The organism is Paraburkholderia sediminicola (genome assembly GCF_046027355.1).
GTDB classification, from domain to species: Bacteria; Pseudomonadota; Gammaproteobacteria; order Burkholderiales; family Burkholderiaceae; genus Paraburkholderia; species Paraburkholderia sediminicola_B.
Genome location: NZ_JAQQEK010000009.1, coordinates 252,815 through 277,645, shown reverse-complemented (window position 1 = coordinate 277,645; position 24,831 = coordinate 252,815). Strand labels below are relative to the sequence as shown.

24 protein-coding genes are annotated in these 24,831 nt (G+C 63.6%); 3 read left to right on the top strand and 21 right to left on the bottom strand.

Going from position 1 to position 24,831, the window contains the following annotated elements:
- Positions 1-10 precede the first annotated feature (10 nt).
- From hflK to ndk, 11 genes are all read right to left on the bottom strand, one after another.
- Positions 11-1,402, bottom strand: coding sequence for an FtsH protease activity modulator HflK (gene hflK, locus PQR42_RS18125; protein WP_408203779.1), 1,392 nt, complete (start codon positions 1,400-1,402; stop codon positions 11-13).
- A gap of 50 nt (positions 1,403-1,452) precedes the next feature.
- On the bottom strand, positions 1,453-2,667 hold the full coding sequence (gene hflX / locus PQR42_RS18120) for a GTPase HflX (protein ID WP_408387195.1): 1,215 nt from the start codon (positions 2,665-2,667) through the stop codon (positions 1,453-1,455).
- A 30-nt stretch (positions 2,668-2,697) separates the two neighbouring features.
- Complete coding sequence (gene hfq / locus PQR42_RS18115) at positions 2,698-2,934, bottom strand: RNA chaperone Hfq (protein ID WP_006051315.1); 237 nt, start codon at positions 2,932-2,934, stop codon at positions 2,698-2,700.
- Positions 2,935-3,087: 153 nt separating this feature from the next.
- Positions 3,088-4,425: a ribosome biogenesis GTPase Der gene (gene der, locus PQR42_RS18110; RefSeq protein WP_408203775.1), complete on the bottom strand. Its 1,338-nt coding sequence runs from the start codon at positions 4,423-4,425 to the stop codon at positions 3,088-3,090.
- Between the two features lie 455 nt (positions 4,426-4,880).
- On the bottom strand, positions 4,881-6,026 hold the full coding sequence (gene bamB / locus PQR42_RS18105) for an outer membrane protein assembly factor BamB (RefSeq protein WP_408387196.1): 1,146 nt from the start codon (positions 6,024-6,026) through the stop codon (positions 4,881-4,883).
- Between the two features lie 75 nt (positions 6,027-6,101).
- Complete coding sequence (locus tag PQR42_RS18100) at positions 6,102-6,731, bottom strand: YfgM family protein (protein WP_408175882.1); 630 nt, start codon at positions 6,729-6,731, stop codon at positions 6,102-6,104.
- A gap of 78 nt (positions 6,732-6,809) precedes the next feature.
- On the bottom strand, positions 6,810-8,150 hold the full coding sequence (gene hisS, locus PQR42_RS18095) for a histidine--tRNA ligase (RefSeq protein ID WP_408203769.1): 1,341 nt from the start codon (positions 8,148-8,150) through the stop codon (positions 6,810-6,812).
- A 21-nt stretch (positions 8,151-8,171) separates the two neighbouring features.
- Positions 8,172-9,488, bottom strand: a complete 1,317-nt coding sequence (gene ispG / locus PQR42_RS18090; protein WP_408387197.1) for a flavodoxin-dependent (E)-4-hydroxy-3-methylbut-2-enyl-diphosphate synthase — start codon at positions 9,486-9,488, stop codon at positions 8,172-8,174.
- Between the two features lie 86 nt (positions 9,489-9,574).
- Complete coding sequence (locus PQR42_RS18085) at positions 9,575-10,633, bottom strand: RodZ domain-containing protein (RefSeq protein ID WP_408387198.1); 1,059 nt, start codon at positions 10,631-10,633, stop codon at positions 9,575-9,577.
- Positions 10,634-10,850: 217 nt separating this feature from the next.
- Positions 10,851-12,002 (bottom strand): dual-specificity RNA methyltransferase RlmN, encoded by a 1,152-nt coding sequence (gene rlmN, locus PQR42_RS18080; RefSeq protein ID WP_007181344.1) that lies wholly within the window; start codon positions 12,000-12,002, stop codon positions 10,851-10,853.
- Between the two features lie 161 nt (positions 12,003-12,163).
- Positions 12,164-12,589: a nucleoside-diphosphate kinase gene (gene ndk / locus PQR42_RS18075; protein ID WP_012433533.1), complete on the bottom strand. Its 426-nt coding sequence runs from the start codon at positions 12,587-12,589 to the stop codon at positions 12,164-12,166.
- A 296-nt stretch (positions 12,590-12,885) separates the two neighbouring features.
- On the opposite strand from ndk, the gene PQR42_RS18070 reads away from it, so the two are divergent.
- On the top strand, positions 12,886-13,584 hold the full coding sequence (locus tag PQR42_RS18070; RefSeq protein ID WP_106279488.1) for a Bax inhibitor-1/YccA family protein: 699 nt from the start codon (positions 12,886-12,888) through the stop codon (positions 13,582-13,584).
- Between the two features lie 129 nt (positions 13,585-13,713).
- Here the strand turns inward: PQR42_RS18070 and PQR42_RS18065 are convergent, their stop codons facing one another.
- From PQR42_RS18065 to PQR42_RS18020, 10 genes are all read right to left on the bottom strand, one after another.
- Entirely contained in the window at positions 13,714-14,487 is a 774-nt protein-coding gene (locus PQR42_RS18065; protein WP_408203760.1) for an MBL fold metallo-hydrolase, read from the bottom strand.
- A 7-nt stretch (positions 14,488-14,494) separates the two neighbouring features.
- Entirely contained in the window at positions 14,495-15,634 is a 1,140-nt protein-coding gene (gene bamC, locus PQR42_RS18060) for an NlpB/DapX family lipoprotein (protein WP_408203758.1), read from the bottom strand.
- A gap of 133 nt (positions 15,635-15,767) precedes the next feature.
- Positions 15,768-16,682: a 4-hydroxy-tetrahydrodipicolinate synthase gene (dapA, locus tag PQR42_RS18055; RefSeq protein ID WP_310814692.1), complete on the bottom strand. Its 915-nt coding sequence runs from the start codon at positions 16,680-16,682 to the stop codon at positions 15,768-15,770.
- 43 nt (positions 16,683-16,725) lie between these two features.
- Positions 16,726-17,328 carry a class I SAM-dependent methyltransferase gene (locus PQR42_RS18050; protein WP_408387199.1) on the bottom strand — a complete coding sequence of 201 codons (603 nt, stop codon included), beginning with the start codon at positions 17,326-17,328 and terminating at the stop codon, positions 16,726-16,728.
- 17 nt (positions 17,329-17,345) lie between these two features.
- A complete protein-coding gene (locus tag PQR42_RS18045) occupies positions 17,346-18,548 on the bottom strand; it encodes a tryptophan--tRNA ligase (RefSeq protein WP_106279479.1) in 1,203 nt (400 codons plus the stop codon).
- 6 nt (positions 18,549-18,554) lie between these two features.
- Positions 18,555-19,217, bottom strand: coding sequence for a site-2 protease family protein (locus PQR42_RS18040; protein WP_408203752.1), 663 nt, complete (start codon positions 19,215-19,217; stop codon positions 18,555-18,557).
- 47 nt (positions 19,218-19,264) lie between these two features.
- On the bottom strand, positions 19,265-19,900 hold the full coding sequence (locus PQR42_RS18035; RefSeq protein ID WP_132373849.1) for an L-threonylcarbamoyladenylate synthase: 636 nt from the start codon (positions 19,898-19,900) through the stop codon (positions 19,265-19,267).
- Positions 19,901-20,041: 141 nt separating this feature from the next.
- Positions 20,042-20,872, bottom strand: coding sequence for a 3',5'-nucleoside bisphosphate phosphatase (locus PQR42_RS18030; RefSeq protein WP_408387200.1), 831 nt, complete (start codon positions 20,870-20,872; stop codon positions 20,042-20,044).
- Between the two features lie 108 nt (positions 20,873-20,980).
- A complete protein-coding gene (locus PQR42_RS18025) occupies positions 20,981-21,865 on the bottom strand; it encodes an alpha/beta fold hydrolase (RefSeq protein ID WP_408493688.1) in 885 nt (294 codons plus the stop codon).
- 84 nt (positions 21,866-21,949) lie between these two features.
- Positions 21,950-22,858, bottom strand: coding sequence for a ferritin-like domain-containing protein (locus tag PQR42_RS18020; RefSeq protein ID WP_408493687.1), 909 nt, complete (start codon positions 22,856-22,858; stop codon positions 21,950-21,952).
- A 330-nt stretch (positions 22,859-23,188) separates the two neighbouring features.
- On the opposite strand from PQR42_RS18020, the gene PQR42_RS18015 reads away from it, so the two are divergent.
- Both PQR42_RS18015 and hslO read left to right on the top strand, forming a co-directional pair.
- Complete coding sequence (locus PQR42_RS18015) at positions 23,189-23,713, top strand: gamma carbonic anhydrase family protein (RefSeq protein ID WP_408203743.1); 525 nt, start codon at positions 23,189-23,191, stop codon at positions 23,711-23,713.
- Between the two features lie 64 nt (positions 23,714-23,777).
- On the top strand, positions 23,778-24,728 hold the full coding sequence (gene hslO / locus PQR42_RS18010) for an Hsp33 family molecular chaperone HslO (protein ID WP_408203741.1): 951 nt from the start codon (positions 23,778-23,780) through the stop codon (positions 24,726-24,728).
- The last annotated feature ends 103 nt before the right edge of the window (positions 24,729-24,831 follow it).

The window sequence follows — 24,831 nt, the reverse complement described above, 5'->3', positions numbered from 1 at the left end:
TGTGCGCTCCTTATTGAACGTCGTCTTCGCGCATACGGCTGCGGAAGGAGTCGCGTGAACGCAGCGCGTCGCTGCTGGCCGCGGCCTGGCTGGCCGGTGCGGCGGCCGCGGCAGGCGCCGAGGCCGCGGAGCCAGTTGCAGAGGCAGACGGTGTAGCCAACGGCGACGCGGCACTGCTCGCCGCGGGCGGCGCGGCAACGGCCGAGGTGGCGCCCGATGCGGCGGCAGCATTGGCGACCCGCTGGCGGGTCTGCTCGACCAGCTTGTCGAGCGGCAGATACAGGACGTTGTTGCCGCTCTTGCTGTCCACATACACCTTGGTCGTATTCGAATAGATCTGCTGCATGGTGTCCAGGTACATGCGCTCGCGAACCACAGCGGGCGCTTTCGAGTACTGCGCGTAGACCTGCTTGAAGCGCTCGGCGTCGCCTTGTGCCTGGGCCACTGTCTTGTCGCTGTAGGTTTTCGCTTCGTCGATCTGGCGAGCCACGTCGGCTTGCGCGCGCGGCAGAAGATCCGCGGCGTAGGCTTCGGCATCGCGCTTGGCGCGCTCGTTTTCCTGACGGACTTTGGCGGCGTCGTCGAATGCGGCTTGCACTCGGTCGGGCACCTGCACACCCTGGATCGTCACCCCGGTCACGGCGAGTCCGGACTGGTATTCATCCAGGGATTGCTGGATCGCCGCCATCAGTTGCTGGCGAATTGTTTCGCGATCCTGATAGAGGATGTCATTGGTGCTACGCGCGCCGACGATGCTGCGCACCGCCGCCTGGCCGGCCTGCATCACGCCCTGATCGGGATCGACGCTGCGGAACAGGTAGTCGGTCGGCTTCTTCACCTGGTATTGCACGGCGAAGCGCACGTCGACGATATCCGCGTCGTGCGTGAGCATCGACGCGTCTTTCACATTCGCGAGACGCACCACGTTATTGCGGCCGATCTCCACCTGGCGGATCTGGCCGATATTGACGAGTTCATGCGCTTCGAACGGATACGGCAGACGCCAGTGCACACCTTGGCCCGCCGTGTAGCGATACTTGCCGAACTGCATCACGACGCCGGCCTGACCGTCCTGCACGACGAACACACCGCTGCCGAGATAAATGGCCAGCAGCACACCGATCACGATGCCCACGCCGATACGCGCGCCACGACCATTGTCCGGACGGCCACCGCCCGCGCCGCCGCCCTTGCGGCCGAACACGCGGCTCAAACGGCGGTTGAAATCGCGCCACATCTCGTCGAGATCGGGCGGGCCTTCACCGTCCTTGGTCGGCGGACGCTTGGGCTCGTTTGGACGTTGCCGGTCACCATTGCCGTCCCCACGGCCCCAGCGCGGATCGTTCAGTGACAGCATGGCGCGCATGCGCAGCCAGATACTCCGCTCGTTGTAATCGTTCACCTGTGTTCGTTCACCAGAGTAGACAGCGGGTCAGTGCAATTTGGAACGGGTCAGTGCCCGAGTTCTGGGACCTTGCGGTCGTCGCGTGGTGCTGCCGACCGGTCTTCTTCCGAGAGATCGACCAGCGTTTCGGAAAGAGGTTCGGCAGTTGCGATTTCAGCGATGGCAGCGCGCAGTGTGTCCAGCCCTTGCCCCGTGCGCGCGCTCAAAAAGACGCGCGAAATATTACCATACTCGTCCCTTTCAACCGCGTCCCCACGGGCCGCCAACTCCGGCACCGCGTCGATCTTGTTGAAGACCAGCACCTGGCGGATCGTGTCTGCACCGATTGCGTGCAACACCTCGTTCACCTGATCGATCTGGTCGAGCCGCACCGCGCTCGATGCATCGACCACGTGCAGCAGCAGGTCGGCGTGAATGGTTTCCTCGAGCGTGGCGCGAAACGCCGCCACCAGTTGGTGAGGCAGTTCGCGGATGAAACCGACCGTATCCGACACCACGACCTGCCCCGCTTCGTCGCCGAGATAGAGGCGCCGCGAGGTGGTATCCAGCGTCGCGAACAACTGGTCGGCGGCATACGCCTGAGCCTTGGTGAGCGCGTTGAAGAGCGTGGACTTGCCCGCGTTCGTGTAACCGACCAGCGACACCGACATGGTCTGATTGCGACTGCGCGCGCGGCGCTGCGTGCCATGCTGACGGCGCAGTTTCTCGAGCCGCGTCTTGAGCGCCTTGATGCGCTCGCCGATCAAACGGCGGTCGGTTTCGAGCTGCGTTTCGCCAGGGCCGCGCAAACCGATACCGCCTTTTTGCCGTTCCAGGTGGGTCCATGCGCGGATCAGTCGCGTCGACAGATACTGCAGCTGCGCGAGTTCTACCTGCAGCTTGCCTTCATGGCTGCGGGCGCGCTGCGCAAAAATGTCGAGGATGAGACTGGTGCGATCGATCACGCGCCGATTAAGCGCCTGCTCCAGATTACGCTGCTGTGCAGGCGCCAGAGCGTGATTGAAAATGACGAGTTCGATGTCGTTCGCCTCACACGCAAGACGCAGTTCTTCGGCCTTGCCGCTGCCGACGAACATCTTGGCATCGGGACTGGACCGGCGCCCGGTGAGGGTGACTAAGGGATTCGCGCCCGCGCTTTGCGCGAGCAAGCTGAGTTCTTCTAGGCTGGCTTCGAAATCGATCTTACCGAAGTCGATGCCGACAAGCGCTGCATTGATCAAATTGGAGGGTATCAAAATGAGGCGGCCGGGAGTAATCGCCAACGGGCGACGTTACGCCGGCCGCGACGGGGGTTAGGACTGTTCAGAATCCGGGTGGAAATTCACCGGACGGGCTGGCACGACTGTCGAGATTGCGTGCTTGTAGACCATCTGGGTGACCGTATTCCGGAGCAACACGACGTACTGGTCGAACGATTCGATGTTCCCTTGAAGCTTGATGCCGTTGACCAGGTAGATCGACACCGGCACATGCTCTTTACGCAGTGCGTTCAAAAACGGGTCTTGTAACAATTGCCCTTTGTTGCTCATAGCAAACTCCGTATTTTTTTGCAGGTTGACTTAATTGACGAGGAAGAAAAAGAGATCCACCGTCAACCGCTACACTATAGCCGATTTTCATTTTTGCGCGGGAGGCCTGGCCAGGCGGCCAAAGCCAGCACACACGCGGGTTTCAGCCTGGGTCTAGCCTTTATCCGCGTAAGGGTTCGTCGACGATCTGAACTCTATGCGCAATGGAGTCCCAGTCAGCTTGAAAGTTTCCCGGAAGCGGTTTTCCAGGTAGCGTTTGTACGTTTCGGTGATCGCGTCGAGCGCGTTGCCGTGAATCACGATGATCGGCGGATTCTGTCCACCCTGGTGCGCGTAACGCAGTTTCGGGCGCACCGGACCGCGGCGGCGCGGCTGCTGGAATTCGACGGCATCGATCAACGCGCGCGTGAGCTTCGGCGTCGGCAGCTTGGCCATGGCGGCTGCGTAGGCGTCGTCGACCGAGCGCATCAATGGGCCGATCCCGGTTTTTTCCGCGGCGGAAATGAAATGGAATTTGGCGAAGTCGAGAAATTTTAGTTTGCGCTCGAGGTCCGCCTTGGTGCGGTCGCGCACATGCGGATCGAGACCGTCCCACTTGTTCACGCCTACCACCAGCGCGCGGCCCTGCTCCACCACGAAACCGGCAATGTGCGCGTCCTGTTCTGAAATGTCCTGGCGCGCGTCGAGCAGCAGGATCACGACGTTGGCGTCGGAGATCGACTGCAGCGTTTTCACCACCGAGAATTTCTCGATCGCTTCGAACACTTTGCCGCGGCGGCGCAGACCGGCGGTGTCGATCAGCGTGTACGGCTTGCCGCCGCGCTCGAAATCGACGTAGATCGAATCGCGCGTGGTGCCCGGCATGTCGAACGCGATCACGCGCTCTTCGCCCACCAGCGCGTTGATCAAAGTCGACTTGCCCACGTTCGGGCGGCCGACGATCGCGATCTTCACGCCGCGCGCGGCTTTCTCGTCGTCGTTTTCTTCCGGCTGACCGGCGTAGGCGACTTCGAGCGCCTCGTTGATCATTTCGGTGACGCCGTCGCCGTGCGCCGCGGAAATCGCGCGCGGGTCGCCGAGACCGAGTTCGTAGAAGTCGGCGGCGACGGTGGTGTACTTCATGCCCTCCGCCTTGTTGACGACGAGGAAAATCGGCCGGCCGACCTTGCGCAGATAGTCGGCGATCGACTTGTCCTGCGGCGCGAGGCCATTGCGGCCGTCGACGATGAACACGACGATGTCCGATTCCTCGACGGCCTGGCGGGTTTGACGCGCCATTTCGTGCAGGATGCCGTCTTTCGCGACCGGCTCGAAACCGCCGGTGTCGACGACCAGATACGGCCGCTCGCCGGTGCGCCCTTCGCCGTAATGGCGATCGCGCGTGAGACCGGGCAGGTCGGCAACCAGAGCGTCACGCGAGCGCGTGAGCCGGTTGAACAGCGTGGATTTCCCCACATTGGGGCGCCCAACGAGGGCAATAACGGGTTTCATCAGATGTTGTTCACGGTGAAACGCGGGATCGAAATCGACCGCCCGCGTAGCGACGCCATGCGGCCGCTACACGGCAGCGTTTGACGAAAATTATCACGAATTCGGCCAGCCCCGGATGTGCTGTCAATATGCGCACCCGGGCGGACGGGGGTTTGGCTGTATGGGCGGCGCCATGGGGCCGCCAGGTTCAGTCTACTGCTCGACGGCTCGCACGCCAGTTCGAATACGATTCTCTGCGGTATGTACGAAGATGCCGCCGAAAGTGGTGCCGCAAGCAACCACCGATGGCCACGTGGGCTCGTGCGCCATGTCTGATCCGACTTGCCGGACCAGCCAGTCCGGCGAATTCTTCTACTCACTCTGCCCTGCAACTACAACTCAAACGGAAAACTCGACAAAAACGCGCGCGGCCGGCGAAGCCGGCCTGCACGCTAGACGGCGATTGCCTCGCGCGATCAGCGCGGACGGTAGCCGTACAGGTCGCCGTCGTGCGTCAGCACCACCAGCGTTTCACCGGCGAGTACCGGTGCCGCGGTAATCGGGCTGCCGTCAGTCTTCACGCGCGCGACGAGCGTGCCGTCGTCACGGGACAGGAAGTGCACGTAACCTTGATAGTCGCCCAGCACAGCGGCGTGACCCAAAATGAACGGCACGCTCAGGTCACGGTTCTTCAGCTTGTCGTTCTTCCACAGCGACGCGCCGTTGCTGACGTCGAACGCCGACACCACCGACCAGTCGTCCGCCGCGACCACGGCGCGATCATCCTGCGCCAGGCCGCTCGTGCTGGAGAACGCCTTTTCCCACACGGCGCGGCCCGAGTTCGCGTCGAAACAGCCAATCTGGCCCTGGAACGTCACCGCGCAGGTTTCCGAACCGACCAAAGTGGGCGGACCGGTCACGTCGTTGATACGCTCTACTTCCGTCACACCCTTCGGATAGGACACCGGCGTTTGCCAGTAGTTGTCGCCCGTCTGCAGGTTGATCGCCGCGAACGCGCCGCCCGGGAAACCGGCGAGCACGGCTGCGTCGCCCGCGAACGTCATGCCCGACGACACGCGCAGATTGAGCGGCACCGCGCGGTTGCGATAGTTCCACTTCTGCTCGCCGGTTTGCGCGTTGAACGCGACGATCTGACCGTCGACCGTACGCACCACCACGAGGCCGTTGCCGACGAGCGGCGGCGAAATGATCTCGCCCGGCGCCTTGGCGGTCCACAGTTGCTTGCCGTCCGCGCCGAGCACGTAGACGTCGCCCTTCAGACCGCCGACCGCCGTAAGCGTGCCGTCACTGCCGACACCTGCCGAGAGATCGTCGTGCAGCTTGACGCGCCAGATGTCCTGACCGGTTTGCGCGTCGATCTTCGCAACCGAACCGTTCGCGCCAGCCGCGTACACCGCATTGCCGACTGCAACCGGCGAGAACAGGTAACGACCCGCCTTGCCGACGCTCGCCTTCCAGGCCTGCTGTACGTCGAGCACGGGTTTGAACTCGGTGAGCGGCGTCGGCACGCGGCGCTCGTCTTTCGTGGATGAGCAAGCCGCCATGGTGAGCACGGTCATCGCACAGGCAACGGGCACAGCGTAACGTTTCAGCAGATTCATCGGTGGACGAAGCATTCAGGAAATTAATTAAAGGAGACCGGTTGGTCGTTGCACGCGGCGCACTGCCTGCGGCGATCAGCCGCCCAGCGCGTCCAGCTTGAACTGAATCAACTGGCGTGCCGAACTATCGTTTTTCGACAGCGAGTCAAGCGCGAGCTTGTAGGCCGCGCGCGCATCGTCGCGCTTGCCTTGAGCGGCGAGCAGATCGCCGCGGCCGTTCGCCACGATGCCCTTGAACGCGTCGGACTGCGGTTCGGCGAGCAATGCGAGGCCCTGGTCATACGCCTTGTCGTCGAGCAGCAGCGAAGCGAGGCGCAGCTTGGCGATCTGCTTGAACTCGTCATCTTTCGCGTGATCGATGGTCCATTGCAGTTGCGCCTTCGCGGCGGCTTCGTCGCCCGCGGCGTACAGCGCCTTGGCGGCGCCCAGCGCGGTCATCTGCGCATACGCGGTGCGGCTGAACTTGTCTTCCATGTCGGTGGCAACGCGCGTGATCTTCGCCTTGTCGCCCGATGCCACGGCTTGCTGGACCTGGTCATACAGCACGGCGGCTTCCGCCGCCTCGCGCCGTTGCCAGAAATTCCAGCCGTTCCAGCCGGCCGCGGCCACCAGCGCCACCAGCACGATCCACGTGGTTGCATTGCCCCACTGCGCCCACCATGCCTTCAGACCTTCAATCGATTCTTGTTCGTCGTGGTAACTCATTGCCCGGCGATTTCCTCTTTCTTGCTACGTGTGCGTGTCGAACCCGATTGAAAACCAACCGGCTCGACGACATCGCGATCAGTCGTCGCCGTCTTCGGCGGTTGCAACCATCGCATTGATTAGAAATTCGGTCAAGTCTTCGGCCGGCACGTTTTGTTGCTCGTTTTTACCGCCGTTAGCATTTGTATCGCGCAGCGGTTTCACGCCGATCGTGCCGTTGGCGATCTCGTCTTCGCCAAGCACCACGGCGAAGGCCGCGCCGCTTGCATCGGCACGCTTCATCTGCGATTTGAAGCTGGCCGATTGACCGTCGGCGCTGCAATGCAGGATCACGTCGAGGCCGGTGTCACGCAGACGCTCGGCGATGATGAACGCCTGCTCGCGCGCCGCGTCGCCCTGATGGACCACATACACGTCGCAACCTTCGTCTTCCGGCACGAGCTGCTCTTCCTTCAGCAATTCGAGGATCCGCTCGACGCCCATTGCCCAGCCGCATGCCGCCGTGGGCTTGCCGCCAAGTTGTTCGATCAGCGGATCGTAACGGCCGCCGGCCGCGACGGTGCCCTGCGCACCGAGCTTGTCGGTCACCCATTCGAACACGGTCAGATTGTAATAATCGAGACCGCGCACGAGACGCGGATTGATCGTGAACGGGATGTTGTTCGCCTTCAGAATGCGCTGCAAACCTTCGAAGTGCGCGCGCGATTCTTCGCCGAGAAAATCGATCAGCTTGGGCGCGTTCTGCGCGACTTCCTGCATGGCCGGATTTTTCGTATCGAGCACGCGCAACGGATTCGTGTAGAGACGGCGCTTCGCTTCTTCGTCGAGCACGTCCATGTGCTTTTCGAGGTACGCGATCAATTCGACACGGTGCGCCGCGCGTTCTTCCGCGAGGCCCAGCGAGTTGATTTCGAGCTTGATGCCCATCAGGCCGAGGTCGTCCCACAGACGCTGGCACATCATGATGATTTCAGCGTCGGCGTCCGGACCGGCAAAGCCGAGCGCTTCCACGCCGACCTGATGGAACTGGCGATAGCGGCCGCGCTGCGGACGCTCGTGGCGGAACATCGGGCCGATGTACCACAGGCGCTTCGGACCGTCGTACAGCATGTTGTGTTCGATCGCCGCGCGCACCACCGCCGCCGTGTTTTCCGGGCGCATGGTCAGATTTTCACCGTTCAGCGCGTCGGTAAAGCTATACATCTCTTTCTCGACGATGTCGGTCACTTCACCGATACCGCGTTTGAACAGCTGCGTATGCTCGATGATCGGCGTACGAATATTCTGGTATCCGTACGAACGCAGCATCGACTTGACGGTCGTTTCGAAAAATTCCCACAGCCCGGCTTCCTGCGGAAGGATGTCGTTCATGCCCTTCACGCCGGAGAGCTTTTCGAGCTTTTTCTTCTGTTCAGTCATCTGTATTTCGAGAGCCGATGTTTAGTTGGCTACCGTGGCGCGGCCGTAGCTGCGCTCGACGTAGTCACTCACGATTTGCTGGAATTCTTGCGCGATGTTATCGCCGCGCAGCGTCTTCACCTTCTCGCCGTCGATGAACACCGGCGCGGCCGGGTTCTCACCCGAGCCCGGCAGGCTGATGCCGATATTGGCCTGCTTCGACTCGCCCGGACCGTTGACGATGCAACCCATCACCGCGACGTGCATCTTCTCGACGCCAGGATATTGATCGCGCCACACCGGCATCTGCGTGCGCAGATAGGTCTGGATTTGCGACGCCAGTTCCTGGAACAGCGTGCTGGTGGTACGGCCGCAACCCGGACACGCGATCACCATCGGCGTGAACGAGCGTAGACCCATGGTCTGCAGGATTTCCTGGCCGACGATCACTTCGCCGGTGCGCGAGGCGCCCGGTTCCGGCGTGAGCGAAATGCGGATCGTGTCGCCGATGCCCTGCTGCAGCAACACGGACAACGCCGCGGTAGAGGCGACGATGCCCTTCGACCCCATGCCCGCCTCGGTCAACCCGAGATGCAGCGCGAAATCGCAACGGCGCGCGAGTTCGCGGTACACGGCGATCAGATCCTGCACGCCACTCACCTTGCACGACAGAATGATCTGATTGCGCGACAGACCGAGTTCGACCGCCCGCTCGCCCGAGCCGATCGCCGACTGGATGAGCGCTTCGTACATCACGCTTTGCGCTTCCCACGGCGTGGAACGCGCGGCGTTCTCGTCCATCATCTTCGCGAGCAGGTCCTGATCGAGACTGCCCCAGTTGACGCCGATACGCACCGGCTTGTCGTACTTCGCCGCGGCTTCGATCATCTGCGCGAACTGCGTGTCGCGCTTCGCGCCGTGGCCGACGTTGCCCGGATTGATCCGGTACTTGGACAGCGACTCCGCGCACGCGGGGTAGTCACGCAACAGCAAATGGCCGTTGTAATGGAAGTCGCCGACCAGCGGCACCGACACGCCCATGCGGTCGAGCTGCTCGCGCACGGCCGGCACGGCCGCGGCCGCTTCCGGCGTGTTCACCGTGATACGCACCAGCTCCGAGCCGGCTTGCGCCAGTTCCTTGATCTGGATCGCGGTGCCGATGGCGTCCGCGGTATCCGTGTTGGTCATCGACTGGATGCGCACGGGTGCGTCGCCACCGATGGTGACGAGCTGGCCGCCCCAACGGACGTCGACCGCGTGCGACTTGCGCCGCGCCGCCTGGCCGCCGAACACCGGCTCGGTTGAAACGATCTTGCTACTGGATTGGGATTGAGCTTCGGATTGCATCGAAAAACCCATTTACGCCGCATGCGCCACACAAAAGACGTAGCGCCTGAATTGAAAAAGCGCCGCGGACCGGTTGGCCGCGGCGCATACCGTATCTGTCAAGGCAGCGCGAAACGCGCCACGTTGCCTTTGGCCGCCGCATATTTCGACGGATCGACCGGCTGGCCATCGAGCGTCAGCGAGTCGAGGCCGGCCCTGTTGCCGACCGTGACCTTGAACGGCGCTTCGCCCGTTACTTCCTTCGTATCGCCTGCGTGCACGAGGCCGGAGAACACTTCCTTGCCATCTTTGCCACGCACGCTGAACCAACTGTCCTGTGTTACCCGCAATGCGACGATCGCCTGGCCTGCGGCCGGCGCCGCGGCGGCAGCCTGAGCCTGTGAGCCGGCCTTCGGCGCGGCCGTCATTGCCGTGACCGCCGGCGCCGACGAAGGCGCCGTGCCGGTGGCGAGCGGCGCAGGCATCGGCGTCGCCGACGCTGCATTCTCTGCTGCCGCCTGCGTGTCCGGCGCCGAAGCAGCCTCTTCCGCGGTGGCTTCCGAACCTGCCGATTGACCTTGCGCCACCGCGCCCGATGCGCCGGTTGCGCCGCCAGCGGCACCGCTCGCGCTCGCTTTCAATCGTGCAAGCCACGCCGACGAGTCGCCGCCATTGGTATGCCACATGCCTAGCGCGATCACCGCGACGATCACCGCCGCCACACCCCACAACCATGAGCGGCTCTTTTGCCCACTGCCGCCCAGCGAGAGCGATACCTTGCCGCGCGGCAAATCTCTACCCGACGATGCCGGCATCGACAAATCCGGCGCGGGCACACCCTTTTCGCGGCGCAATGCCGCCGTGAACGGCGTGGGATCGGCGCCGAGCATCTTCGCGTAGCTGCGCACCACGCCCAACGCGAAGGTCGTGTCCGGCAAGTGGCTGATGTCGCCCGATTCGAGCGCGCGCAGCTTGATGGCGGACACCTTCAGACGCGCCGACACGTCGTCGATCGTCCAACCTTTCGATTCACGCAATTGGGTCAAGCGCGCGCCAGCCGCCGCCAACGAATCCATGCCCGGCTGCACAACAGGCTGCACCGCCGCCCGTGCGACTGGCGCCGGATGGCCTTCGTTCGTATCTGTGTCCTGCGGCTGCGGGTGCTGCGGCTCACTCATCCCAAATCCTTTCGCGTCGATTCTTTTTCACTCGTGCAACCCGGACGGGCTCAAGCCTCACGTCCGAATCGCAGACCGTTTATAACAAAATGTGCGGCCTTGTGCGCCGCTTCCGATCGCTTCTGCAAACTTTCTTTTCAATCGACACCGGCGCAGCAGGTTGTCGCGCGTTCACAGAGCTTTCTCCGAACGCCGGCGCCCTGCCATCCCCGTGCGATTACACGGCGCGAACCTCGATGATCTTCGCTGCCTTCCCGGTGCGTTCAGCGAGGCGCGTGCGGTCTTTCACCGCGCCGGCCAACTGACCGCAGGCAGCGTCGATATCATCGCCGCGTGTCTTGCGCACCGTGGTGACGACGCCCGCGTCCATCAACACTTGTGCAAACCGCTTGATCTGTTCCGGTTTCGAGCGGATGAGGCCCGATTCGGGGAACGGATTGAACGGAATCAGGTTGAACTTGCACGGGACGTCGCGCGTGACGGCCAGCAATTCGCGCGCTTGCGCCTCGCTGTCGTTCACGCCGTCGAGCATGCAATATTCAAACGTAATGAAGTCGCGCGGCGCGACCTTCAGATAGCGCTGGCAAGCCGCCATCAGTTCGCGCAGCGGGTACTTCTTGTTCAGCGGCACCAGCATGTCGCGCAGCGGATCGCTAGGCGCATGCAAGGAGACCGCGAGCGCCACCGGCAGATCGGCGCCGAGCCGGTCCATCATGGGTACGACGCCCGAGGTGGACAGCGTGACACGGCGGCGCGACAGGCCGTAGGCGTTGTCGTCGAGCATCAGGCGCATGGCCGGCACGACCGCGTCGTAATTGAGCAGCGGCTCGCCCATGCCCATCATCACGACGTTCGTGACAACGCGCTCGCCCTTGCCGTCACCACCCGTGGCGCGGCCGCCGTCCACGCCGCGCGATGCGCGCAGCGCGAACTCAGCCATGCGCAACTGGCCGATGATTTCGCCGGTGGTGAGATTGCGGGAGAAACCCTGTTTGCCGGTCGAACAGAAACGGCAATTGACCGCGCACCCGGCCTGCGACGACACACACAGCGTGCCGCGCGTTTCTTCGGGGATGTAGACGGTTTCAACCGCGTTGCTGTTGCCGACGTCGATCAGCCACTTGCGTGTGCCGTCGGTCGAAATATGGTCGCTGACGATGCCTGGCATCGAGATCGTGGCGCGCCCCTTGAGCTTTTCGCGCAAGGACTTCGCCAGATCGGTCATGCCGTCGAAGTCGGCAGCGTTGTATTGGTGAATCCAGCGCTGCAATTGCTTGGCGCGAAACGGCTTCTCGCCCAGGCTGTCGCAGTAGGCGACAAGCCCTTGGGCGTCGAGGTCGAGAAGGTTGACGGTGGGACTGCTCGTCATATCGAATCCTGCCATTTCAGTGCGAGACTACGTTCATGCAACAAGCTGCATGAACGCAATGCCGTTCGCGCCCATTCCTGCTGCTTTTACCTTACTACTTTGCCGGGCGATTCGTGCGATAAATCCAATCGGCTGCACGAATCGCGCGAGGCAAGTCCTGCTTAACGCGAGTAGACGTTCACTTGCGGGAAGAAGAACGCGATTTCAACGGCAGCCGTTTCAGCCGCGTCGGAACCGTGCACTGCGTTCGCGTCGATGCTGTCAGCGAAGTCGGCGCGGATCGTGCCCTTTTCCGCCTTCTTCGGGTCCGTTGCACCCATCAGATCACGATGCTTCAGAATGGCGTTTTCGCCTTCGAGCGCTTGCACGACGACCGGGCCCGAGATCATGAAATCGACCAGGTCCTTGAAGAACGGACGTGCGGCGTGCACAGCGTAGAACTTCTCCGCGTCGGCGCGCGACAGGTGAACCATGCGCGAAGCCACGATCTTCAGACCAGCGTTTTCGAAACGGCTGTAGATCTGGCCGATCACGTTCTTGGCCACTGCGTCCGGCTTGATAATCGACAGGGTGCGTTCGATCGCCATAAAAACTCCAAAAAATTAAGAGGTTACAGATTCAAATGAATCCGCTATTGTAGCATGTTCCCGTGTACGATTGCGATTGAACCCTTACAACATTGAAAGACTCCAAGCAGGAGTTTCCGAATACTGGTAGCGTAGGCGGTGTCGGTATTTTCAGGGCATTGAAACTCCCTGCCCGCGCGCCAATCTTAGGGATGAGAGCGCCGCGGCCGGCGGCAGACATTCCCACCGGCGCAGCCCGACTCGCCACAACCCGCTTCACAACCATACGCATCACGCTTCTGAGGTAAGGAGAGACCATGAACGAACATCCGTATAGCTTTGGCCGCAATGGCGCGGTCAGCACGGTCGAAACGCGTAACCGCGTGCTACGGAACACCTACTGGCTGCTCGCGCTGTCAATGATTCCGACAGTGCTCGGCGCGTGGGTGGGCCTCACCACCGGTTTCTCGCTGTTCGCCGCCACGAGTCCCGCCATGAGCATGCTGGCGTTCTTCGCGATCGCCTTCGGCTTCATGTTCGCCATCCAGAAGACCAAAGACAGCGCGGCCGGCGTGTTCGTGCTGCTCGGCTTCACGTTCTTCATGGGCCTGATGCTGTCGCGCATCCTGAGCTTCGTGCTCGGTTTTTCGAACGGCCCGTCGCTGATCATGCTCGCCTTCGGTGGCACTGGTGTGATCTTCGCGTCGATGGCAACCATTGCCACGGTCAGCAAGCGTGACTTCTCGGGTCTCGGCAAGTGGCTGTTCATGGGCGTGATCGTGCTGCTGCTCGCATCGGTCGCGAACGTGTTCCTGCATCTGCCGGCGCTGATGCTCACAGTGTCGGTCATGGCCATCGTGATCTTCTCGGCCTACATGCTGTTCGACGTGCAGCGCGTCGTGAACGGCGGTGAAACGAATTACATCACCGCTACCCTCGCGATCTACCTGGATCTGTACAACGTGTTCGTCAACCTGCTGGCGCTGCTCGGTATCTTCGGCGGCAATCGCAACTAAGCCTGATTCCGGACGTGGCGTTCGAAACGCCCCGCCCCGAAAGAAAAAGCCCATAACGAGCGATCGTTATGGGCTTTTTTCATGGCGCCGCGGCGTCTGCCGCGCCGGGAATCAAGCGTCAGACGCGCATCACACGCTCAGCCACGCAAACCCCTCATCCTGCGAAGCCACCACCACTTCCGTGGGCGCCGCGCCCAGCACACCGGCCATCGCCGCCTGCGCCAGTTCCGGCAAATTGTTCTGCTGGCTCAGATGCGCGGCGACCAGATGGCGTAATCGCGAACGGTCGAGCGAGGCGAGAATTTCAGCCGCCGCGTCGTTGTTCAAATGCCCATGATTGCCGCCGATGCGCGCCTTCAGCGACTGCGGATAGCGGCTGCCCGCCAGCATCCGCACGTCGTGATTGCATTCGAGCACCAGCGCGTCGCAGCCACTCAGCACCGCGCTGATATGCGGCGTGGACGTGCCGACATCCGTCAGCACGCCGAGCCGGCTCGCGCCGTTCGAGAGCACGTATTGCAGCGGCTCGCGGGCGTCGTGCGGAACGGTATAAGGGAGAATGCTGAGGTCGCCGATCGCCACCGCTTCGTCGCCCCACAGCACCTGCAGGTCGACATCGGCCTCGTCGGCGCCCACCGCGCGGGCGGTGCCCCAGCTCATGTACAACGGAATCGACCACTTGCGCGCCAGCGTCAGCGCGCTGCCAATGTGGTCGCTATGTTCATGCGTGATCAGAATCGCGTCGAGACCCTCGACGCTCGCGCCGAGCCGCGTCAGCCGCCGCTCGACTTCCTTGGCCGAAAAACCGCAGTCGAGCAGTACACGCGTGGTGGTCGCGCCGCTTTGCGCTTCCACCAGCAAGGCATTGCCTTCACTGCCGCTACCGAGACTCGCGAACCTCACGGTCCGCTTAGTTCAGTTGCGCGTGCAGCAGCGTCACGATGCGCTGCGCGTCGGACGAGTTGTCGACCTGCCCGTTCGCAGTCAGCACCGCCACCTGCGTCACCGTGTCGCCCTTCGAGCGCACGTTGACGAGGAATTCCTGACCCGGCTTCTTCGACGAATTGCCGCTGTAGAAGAGCTTGCCGAGCAGCCCTTCTTTTTTAAGTTCCTGCATCGAGTCCGCGTAGCGTACGTAGTAGATACCCTTCGCACGATCGCGGTTGTCAACGGTGAAGTTGGTGCGGTCGAGCGCGAGGCCCACGCGCAGCCATGCGCGGTCGAACGACTCCGGCAGGTCGAGCGTGGAGGCGCCCGCGCTCTGGTCGATCGTGGCCGGCGCAACCGCCGTACGCGCGTCAGTCAGCAGTTGCTTCGATTGCGCTTCGGTCAGGCCGAACTTCTGCATCAGCTTGGTGAGGAACAGCGCCTCGAGCGCCGGATCGCGCGGACGCTCTTCCCAACGCGACGACGTCTTGTCCTGCCCCGTCAACACTTCCTCCATGGCGCTGTGCGTAATGGAGATGTCGGTCGTGTCGCCGGGCGCACGCGATACGAGCGTGCGGAAGCTGTCACGCGTGCCCGACGAATACGCGAAGTCGATGACCTTGCCGACCGTACGGCGGAACCAGTCGTCCGGAATGTTGGCGCGGTTTTCCGCCCAGTCGGTCGTCATGATGCCGGTGGCCGGCGCGTCGGTCTTCAGCGCGAAGCCGTTTTCCTGCCAGAACTCCTGCAACTGCGGCCAGAGTTGTTCCGGCGAACGGCCGTCGACGACCAGCCAGCGGCGATCGCCGTCACGTTCGATATGCATGCCGAGCGGATCCTGCGCGTTCGGCTGGCCTTCGGTCGAATTGCCGGCGGCCGTGACCGCGCGCGTCTGCGCGCCGCCCAGCGCCAGATTGGCCGGCGGAGCGACGTAGCGCTCGTCGGTCTTGGTGGTGCTCAGATCGCCCGGAACGGCGAGCGGCGGCGCGCTGGCCGCGCCCTTGTAGTTGACGCGGTCGGAAGCAAACCAGTCGTTCAGCGTGTCACAGCCGGCGAGCGTCGTGAGGGCAAGCGCCAGCGCCGCCATGCGGGTTGCGTGGAGGGAAAGTGCGGAACGTTTCATGAGGTCCTTCGTGATGCTGGAACGCGGTGCCTTGGTTCTGTGTGCCGGGAACGTGGGCTGGATCGACGTCGGTTAAGGGAGTGCCGGTGGCAGGCTTTCGTTGGCGCTGGTGGGTGCCGCGGACGCTATCCGCCTAGCCCAGCAGGCCCGCTTCGCGCAGCGCGCCGCGCACCACTTCGTGGTATTGCGCGTCGAGCGGCGTGAGCGGCAGGCGGATTCCGCCCTGCACACGACCCAGTTGCTGCAGTGCCCATTTGGCCGGAATCGGATTCGATTCGATGAACAGGTTCTTATGCAGCGACAGGAGTTTCAGATGAATCTCACGCGCGGTCTTGGCATCCGCCGCGAGAGCAGCCTTGCAGAGATCGCTCATCGCGCGCGGCGCGACGTTGGCGGTGACCGAAATATTGCCGTGGCCGCCGAGCAGCATCAGCGCGATCGCGGTGGGATCGTCGCCGCTGTAGATGCCGAAATGCGCCGGCGCGGACTTGATCAGATGCGCGGCGCGATCGATATTGCCGGTCGCTTCCTTCACACCGATGATGCCCGGCACCTGCGCGCAGCGCAGAATGGTTTCGTTGCTCATGTCCGCAACGGTGCGGCCCGGCACGTTGTACAGAATCACCGGCAGATCGACGGTTTCGGCGATCTTCGCGAAGTGGCGGTAGATGCCTTCCTGCGTCGGCTTGTTGTAGTACGGCACGACCTGGAGCGTGGCGTCCGCGCCGACTTCCTTGGCCTGCTGGGTGAGTTCGATGGCTTCGGTCGTGGAATTGCCGCCCGAGCCCGCGATCACCGGAATCCGGCCCGCCGTATGCTCGACTGCGGTCTTGACCATCAGCACGTGCTCTTCGACCGACAGCGTGGCCGACTCGCCGCTCGTGCCGACCACGACGAGAGCGTTCGTGCCCTCCGCGACGTGCCAGTCGATCAGTTTGCGAAACGCCGGCAGATCAAGGCTGCCGTCTTCGAGCATCGGGGTGATGATGGCAGGAATGCTGCCGCGAATCTGAACGCTGTCGTTGCTGCTGTGGTTGCCGTTAGTCATGAAACGCCATGAATTTGATCAGGTAAACCGCGATTGTAGCGGATTAGCCAGCCAACTCGTAACAAGGCGGGGGTGCCGCCTGCGCGGGGTCGTCTGAGCGCGCCGCTTCCAGAATTGCGCAGATCCGCTGGACGTAGGCCGGGCGCGGCTGCGCGAGAAAACCGTCCTGAAAAGCGATCACCCGGAGCCGGCCGCGCACGCGGTCGAGAAGCTCGCCGGGCGCCAGCAGAAACGCCGGATTAGAGGGTTTGCCGACGCTTTCGTTTCCTTGCGCGAAGGTCTCGTAAACCAGTACGCCGCCGGGCGCGAGCGCGCGCAAAAGCTGCGGAAAGAGCGGCCGGTGCAGGTAGTTCGTCACCACGACGGCGGCGAATTTCGCGTCAGCGGGCAACGGCCACGCGGCGCCTTCGAGGTCGGCTTGGAGCGGGGTGACGAGCGGCTCGCCGCGCAACGCGTCGAGCGCCGCCGTGTCGCGGTCGATGGCGGTCACTGGGTGCCCCAGCGACGCAAAGAACCGCGCATGCCGTCCTGCCCCGGACGCGACGTCGAGCACAGCACCGCCCTTCGTGACCAGATGTGCCCAATCGCGCACCCACGGCGACGGCTCGCCCAATCCATGCACGGCGGCGGTAGCGGAAGTACTCATGAGGTTGGCGCCGCTCGTCAGTTGTACGAGAGCCCCATGGCTTCGCGTACGTCGCGCATCGTTTCCGTGGCGAACCTGCGGGCCTTGTCGCAGCCGTCGGCGACGATCGCGCGCAACAGCGACGGATCGTCCATGTACTTCTGCGCGCGCTCGAGCATGGGCTGCTGCTCGCGCAGAATGCCTTCGATCACCGGCTGCTTGCACTCGAGGCAACCAATGCCGGCCGTCCGGCAGCCCTTCTGCACCCACTCGTGGGTGGCTTCGTCCGTGTAGACCTGATGCAGCTGCCACACCGGGCACTTGTCGGGGTCTCCCGGGTCGGTGCGGCGCACGCGGGCCGGATCGGTCGGCATGGTGCGCACTTTCTTCGTGATGGTCTCCGCGTCTTCACGCAGGCCGATCGTGTTGCCGTACGACTTCGACATTTTCTGGCCGTCGAGACCCGGCATGCGCGACGCCTCGGTCAACATGGCCTGCGGCTCGACCAGAATGATCTTGCGCGAACCTTCGAGGTAGCCGAACAGGCGCTCGCGATCGTTCATCGACAGGCTTTGCGATTCCTGCAACATCGCCCGCGCCTGTTCGAGCGCTTCGTCGTCGCCTTCCTGCTGGTAGGCGTTGCGCAGCTCGTGATAGAGCTTGGCGCGCTTGCCGCCGAGCTTTTTCGCGGCGTCGTTGGCCTTCTCTTCGAAGCCTGGTTCGCGGCCGTACAGGTAGTTGAAACGGCGCGCGATTTCACGCGTCATTTCGACGTGCGGCACCTGGTCTTCACCGACCGGCACGAGCGAGCCGCGATACAGCAGAATGTCCGCCGCCATCAGCACCGGATAGCCGAGAAAGCCGTAAGTGGACAGATCCTTGTCCTTCAGTTTCTCCTGCTGTTCCTTGTAGGTCGGCACGCGTTCGAGCCAGCCGAGCGGCGTGCTCATGCCGAGCAGCAGCGCCAGTTCGGCGTGCTCGGGCACCTTGCTCTGGATGAACAGCGTGGCCTGCGCCGGATCGATGCCGGAGGCCAGCCAGTCGATCAGCACGTCCCAGACGTTCTTTTCGATCACTTCGGGCGTTTCGTAGTGCGTCGTCAGCGCGTGCCAGTCGACCACACAAAAGAAACACGGGTACTCGGACTGCAGCCGCACCCAGTTTTTCAGCACGCCGTGATAGTGGCCGAGGTGCAGCGACCCGGTGGGCCGCATGCCGGAGAAGATACGGTCTGGGAACATGGTTATTTAGAAAAGCGAAACAAGGGGAGTCAGAATGGCGGTGATCGCGCTGTAGCCGATCGTGACCAGCGGGTTCAACCAGTATCGCGTCAGCGTACCCGTCATGACCAGCGCCATCACGATGAAAAACCCGTACGGTTCGAGGCGCGACAGCGTAATGGACTGCCGCGGCGGCAACAGCGCCATCAGCACGCGGCCGCCGTCGAGCGGCGGCAGCGGAAACAGGTTGAGCACGCCGAGCACCAGATTCACGCCGACGCCCGCTCCCGCCATGCGCGTGAAGAACGGCTCGTCCACGTTCAGCACCGCGAGCGCGACACCGAACAGACCCCAGATCAGCGCCTGCACGAAGTTGCAGCCCGGACCCGCCGCCGCGACCCACAGACTGCCCCAGCGCGGATTGCGCAGATTGCCGAAGGCGACCGGCACCGGCTTGGCGTAGCCGAACATGAACGCGCCGCTGGTGGCGAAGTACAGCAGCAAGGGAATCGCAATCGTGCCGAGCGGGTCGATGTGCCGCATCGGATTGACGGAGACGCGGCCGAGCACGTAGGCGGTATTGTCGCCGAGCCAGCGCGCGACGTAGCCATGGGCGGCTTCGTGCAGCGTGATGGCGAAAATCACCGGCAGCGCGTACACCGCAATGGTCTGTATCAGGGAAGAATCCATAACTCGTTATTGTAACAACGCGATTGCGTGCGTCTGTCCGCTTTCACTCATGCCGTCTCTTCGAGGCCGAACGGCGCGAGAGAACCGCGCCCCGGCCGCACCAGCACCGGTTCCGCGCCGGTCAGATCGATCACCGTGGACGGCTCGCACACGCACGGGCCGCTGTCGATCACCAGATCCAGTTGCTTCTCCAGGCGCTCGCGGATTTCTTCCGGGTCGTTCAACGGCTGGGTTTCGCCCGGCATGATCAGCGTCGAGCCGAGCAGCGGCTGGCCGAGTTCTTCGAGGATCGCCAGCGTGATCGCGTGATCCGGCACGCGCAGGCCGATGGTCTTGCGCGACGGATGCGACAGGCGCCGCGGCACTTCCTTGGTGGCCTGCAGGACGAACACGTAAGGGCCCGGCGTCACCGATTTGATCAGCCGGTATTGCCGGTTGTCCACCATCGCGAAGTTCGCGAGTTCCGACAGATCGCGCACCAGCAGCGACAGCAACTGCTTCTCGTCGAGTCCGCGAATGCGCCGCAGACGCTCGACCGCGTCCTTGTCGTCCAGATGGCAGGCGAGCGCGTAGCTCGAATCCGTCGGCAACGCGACCACGCCGCCATCGTTGATGATCTGCACGGCCTGCTTGACGAGGCGCGGCTGCGGGTTATCAGGATGAAGCCGAAAGTATTGGGACATGGCGACTAACGTTGGCTCACGGATGAAAGCGGATAGACGGCAAATTGAACTGCGGCTGAACACCGGTCGAAAGATCGGACGAAAGCACGCGCGGCGCACGGCCCGCTTTCGCGCATGACGTGCCGCGACGGCACGGCGCGATCACAGCCAGCGTTCCCAGACGGGCTTCAGATCGGCGGGCAGCGGCGGCAGCGTGCCGAGATCGACGCGGCCTTCGCCGGGTGCATGGAAGTCGGACCCGCGCGACGCCTCGAAACCGAAACGGCGCGCGACATCGGCGTATTCGCGGTATTGATCGGGTGTGTGGCTGCCCGTCACCACCTCGATCGCCTTGCCGCCGAGATCGATGAATTCGGCGAAAAACGCGTCGAATTCGATCGGTGAGTAGGCATAGCGCCCCGGATGCGCAATGATCGCTTCACCGCCGGCGGACTGGATCCAGCCGACCGCGTCGGCCAGTTTGGCCCAGCGGTGCGGCACGTAGCCGGGCTTGCCGTCGCCGAGAAAGCGGGTGAACACGTCCTGCGTGGAACTGGCGTAGCCGCTTTCCACCATGAAACGCGCGAAATGCGTGCGCGAAATCATGTCCGGATTCGACACGTATTTGAGCGCGCCCTGATAGGCGTCGGGGATGCCGAGCGTGGCGAGTTGTTCGCCGATCGCCTCCGCCCGCGCGGCTCGGCCGTTGCGGGTGCGCGCGAGACCGTCGAGCAGGATCGAGCTGGTCGGATCGACCCCCAGTCCGACAATGTGCACCGTGCGCGACGCCCATGTCACCGAAATCTCGACGCCGCTCAGATAGTCCATGCCGAGCGCCTCGGCGGTACTTCTCGCTTCGTGCTGGCCGCCCAGTTCGTCATGATCGGTGAGCGCCCACAGCGTCACGCCGCCCGCGTGCGCGCGGCGCGCGACGTCGGCCGGCGCGAACTGGCCGTCGGAAACGGTGGAGTGACAGTGGAGGTCGGCGTTCATCGTTGTCTTGAAAAGGTTCTACGCTCATTTTACTGCAACGCAGTAAGTGGACGCAGAGCTATCTCGCAACGAACGTCCCAAAGGAGACGCTCAATCTTTTTGAAAACGCTACGCGCAGAATCCCTCGATCAGCGCGGCCACCTGCTCCGGCTGGTCGTGGTGCACCATGTGCCCCGCTCCGTCGATGATTTTCTCGCGCCAGTCGGGGAACGCCTGAAAGCGTGCCTTGAGTTCGTCGAGCGGGATCTCGCCGGCGATCTGCGCGAGCGTCGGCGAATTGGCGGCCTCCACGTGCAGCACCTTCGCGCTCACCTTGCGCCACGTCGCCATCACTTCGTCGAGACGGTACAACGCCGGGCCGCGCAGCTTGTGCGCGGGATCGGCGAGCAGCATGTAGCGCCCTTCGCCGTCCGGCTTCGACCAATGCCGCGCGAGAAACTGCGCGCGCTGCGGGTCGAGGCGTGGATTCGTCTTGGTGAGACGCGCGGCGACGTCGTCGAGCGACGCGTAGCGCTTCAATTGCGGCGGATCACGCAATTCGTCGAGCCAGGTGCGCAGCCGCTTGGGCGCTTGCGCCGAATGCGACGGCGCGAGACCGAAACCCTCGAGGTCGACCACCCGCCGCACGCGCTCCGGCCGCACGCCCGCATACACGCAGGCGATGTTCGCGCCCATGCTGTGGCCGACCAGATTCACTTCGCCGGTCGGCGCGTAGTGGTCGAGCAAGGCGTCGAGGTCGGCCACGTAGTCCTGAATCCAGTAGTTGCCGCCGCCGCGTTCCGCCACCGGCCAGTCCGACAGGCCGAAGCCGCGCATGTCCGGCGCCAGCACTTGCCAGTCGCCGCCGAACGCGTCGACGACGAACTGAAACGAGGCGGCCACGTCCATCCAGCCGTGCAGCATGAAGAGCATCGGCGCATCCGGGTTGCCCCAGCGCCGCACATGCAAACGGATGCCGCGCACGGCGACGAATTCAGACTGCGAAGTGTTCATGAACGGCACGCCCAGAAAAAGAATGGTCGTTCGATTATAACGAGATAGCCCGCCGGCGCACGGGGTCGGATGGTGAAGGAAGTCTCAGTCGCCGGTGGACGGCGACGCCGCTTCCGGCGCGTCGAGGCCCGCCAGGGCTGCCAGCGCGGCCAGTTCGGCTTCGTCGAAACCGGCGTCGCGGCGCGCCTCGAAATTGAACGGTCCGCGTAATTTCGGTGCGTGATACTGGTCGGCGAGGCGCGTGTAAGTCTCGTGCGGGTCGAGGCCGCTGCCGTCGCACAGATGGCGGAACCAGCGATTGCCGATCAGCACGTGGCCGATTTCGTCGCGCAGGATCACGTCGAGAATCGCCGCCGACGCCTGATCGCCGGCCTGCAGCAGGCGCGCGCGGATCGGCGGCGAGGCGTCGAGGCCGCGGGCTTCGAGCGTGCGCGGCACCAGCGCCATGCGCGCGAGCACGTCGCCGCGCGTGCGCTCGCACATGTCCCACAGACCGTCGTGGGCCGGAAAATCGCCGTAGACTTGGCCGTACTCGGCGAGGCGCGCGCTCAGCAGCGAGAAGTGATACGCCTCTTCGGCGGCGACCTTGAGCCAGTCGGTGTAGAAGGCGGCGGGCATGCCGGCGAAGCGCCAGACCGCGTCGAGCGCGAGATTGATGGCGTTGAATTCGATGTGCGCGAGTGCGTGCAGCAGAACCGCGCGACCTTGCGGCGCTTGCATGCTGCGCCGCTTCAACCCGCGCGGATCGACCAGTTCGGGTCGCGCGGGACGGCCCGGCAAGCCGGCCGGCTCGTCGAGTTCGAGGTCCGCGGCGCATGCCATGCTGCCGTCGAGCACTGCGGCGTAGAGCGCGCGGGCCGCGACGGCCTTGGCGGCCGGATCGACTTCGCGCAATGCGGCGAGCGCTGCGGTGCGCGCGCAACGGGCCTCGGGCGCTGCTTCGGCACGCGAATCAGGCGAATCAGGCGAAACGGACGGTGCGGCGGACATCATGGCAAGCGGATCGACAAGGGAAACTGCAAAGGAAGCCAAAAACGGCATGGCTAAGGAAATGGCAAAACCGGCGGCAACCGACGCATTGGCATACGACCGTCAAAACACGCCCCGGGCCGCAACCACGCGACCGGCGGTCCGAACAGCGAAGCCGCGAACGCCCTTGCGCCCGGACCAAGCGGCCCAACCACACAACCGTTTACAATACTCGATTCGACCATCCAACGCGCCCGATGCGCCGGCGAGGCCGGGCAGCCCGGCGCGGCTAGACGTTTCAGGCAGTTCGGCGCCCTATCCCGCGCGCGCAGCGACCGATCAAGAGGAGACACCGTGACCATTTACAAGCTTGGCGAAGCCGCCCCGACCATCCATGAAAGCGTCTTCGTCGCGGATTCAGCGAGCATCATCGGCAACGTGACGCTCGAGGAAAACGCCAGCGTCTGGTTCGGCGCGACGATTCGCGGCGATAACGAGCCGATCACCATCGGTGCCGGCAGCAACGTGCAGGAAAACGCCGTGCTGCACACCGATCCCGGTTTTCCGCTGACGATCGAGCCGAACGTGACGATCGGCCATCAGGTCATGCTGCACGGCTGCACGATCAAGGAAGGCTCGTTGGTCGGAATTCAGGCCGTGGTCTTGAATGGAGCGGTAATCGGCCGCAACTGTCTGGTCGGAGCGGGCGCCATCGTCACCGAGGGCAAGGTATTTCCCGACAATTCGCTGATTCTCGGCGCGCCCGCCAAGGTGGTGCGCGAACTGACCGAGACGGATATCGCCAACATGCAGCGCGGCGCGGCAACCTATGCCGAGCGCCGCGAATATTACAAGGCGCAGCTCGTGCGTATCGGCTAACCAGCCGGAGCGCGCGGCGCGCACGGCGCGGCATCACGCTGCGTCATTCGACCGAGGAAAAGTTGTGAGCGACCAGTTGCAAAAATTCATGTTCAGCGCGGCGCCGGTGCGCGGCGAGATCGTTTCCCTGCGCAATACGTGGCAGGAGGTGCTGACGCGCCGCGATTATCCGGCGCCGGTGCGCACGGTTCTGGGCGAAATGATGGCCGCGTGCGCGTTGCTGTCGGCGAACCTCAAGTTCAACGGCACGCTCATCATGCAGATTTTCGGCGACGGCCCGGTCAAGATGCTGGTGGTGCAGTGCAGCTCCGATCTGTCGATGCGCGCGACCGCCAAGCTGTCCGGCGAAGCGGCCAATGTGATCGGCGAGACGACCAGCATGGTCGACCTGCTCAACGCGAGCGGCCACGGCCGTTGCGTGATCACGCTCGACCCGGCCGACAAGCAGCCCGGCCAGCAGCCGTATCAAAGTATCGTGCCGCTGTCGGGCGTGGACGGCCCGCTCAACTCGATGGCCGAAGTGCTCGAGCACTACATGCACCACTCGGAGCAGCTCGACACGCGCCTGTGGCTCGCGGCGAACACCGAGCGCGCGGTCGGCATGCTGCTGCAAAAATTGCCGGGCGACGGCGGCATCGTTCCTCATCCGGGCGATCTGGACGCGGATACGTGGGAGCGCGTTTGCACGCTGGGCGGCACGATGTCGCAAGACGAACTGCTGAAGGAAGAACCGGAAACAATATTCCGCCGCCTGTTCTGGCAGGAAAACGTCCAGCACTTCGAACCCGCCACGGCGCGCTTCGAGTGCACGTGTTCGCGCGAAAAAGTCGGCGGCATGCTGAAGATGCTGGGCCGCGAGGAAGTCGACGGCGTGCTCGAAGAGCGCGGCCATGTTGAGATTCATTGCGAGTTCTGCAACCAGCGTTACGAGTTCGATCCGGTCGACGTCGCGCAACTTTTTGTCGCCGAGGCGCTCTCACAAGGTGTGACGCCGGCGGCTGAGCAGCGGCACTAAACGGGTCGTCGTTCAGCGCGCATTTCATGCGCGCCGAACAGCGATTCATCACGCCTGTACTACGGCAGTAAAAATACCGCGCCGCCCGCTGCCTTTTCAGGGC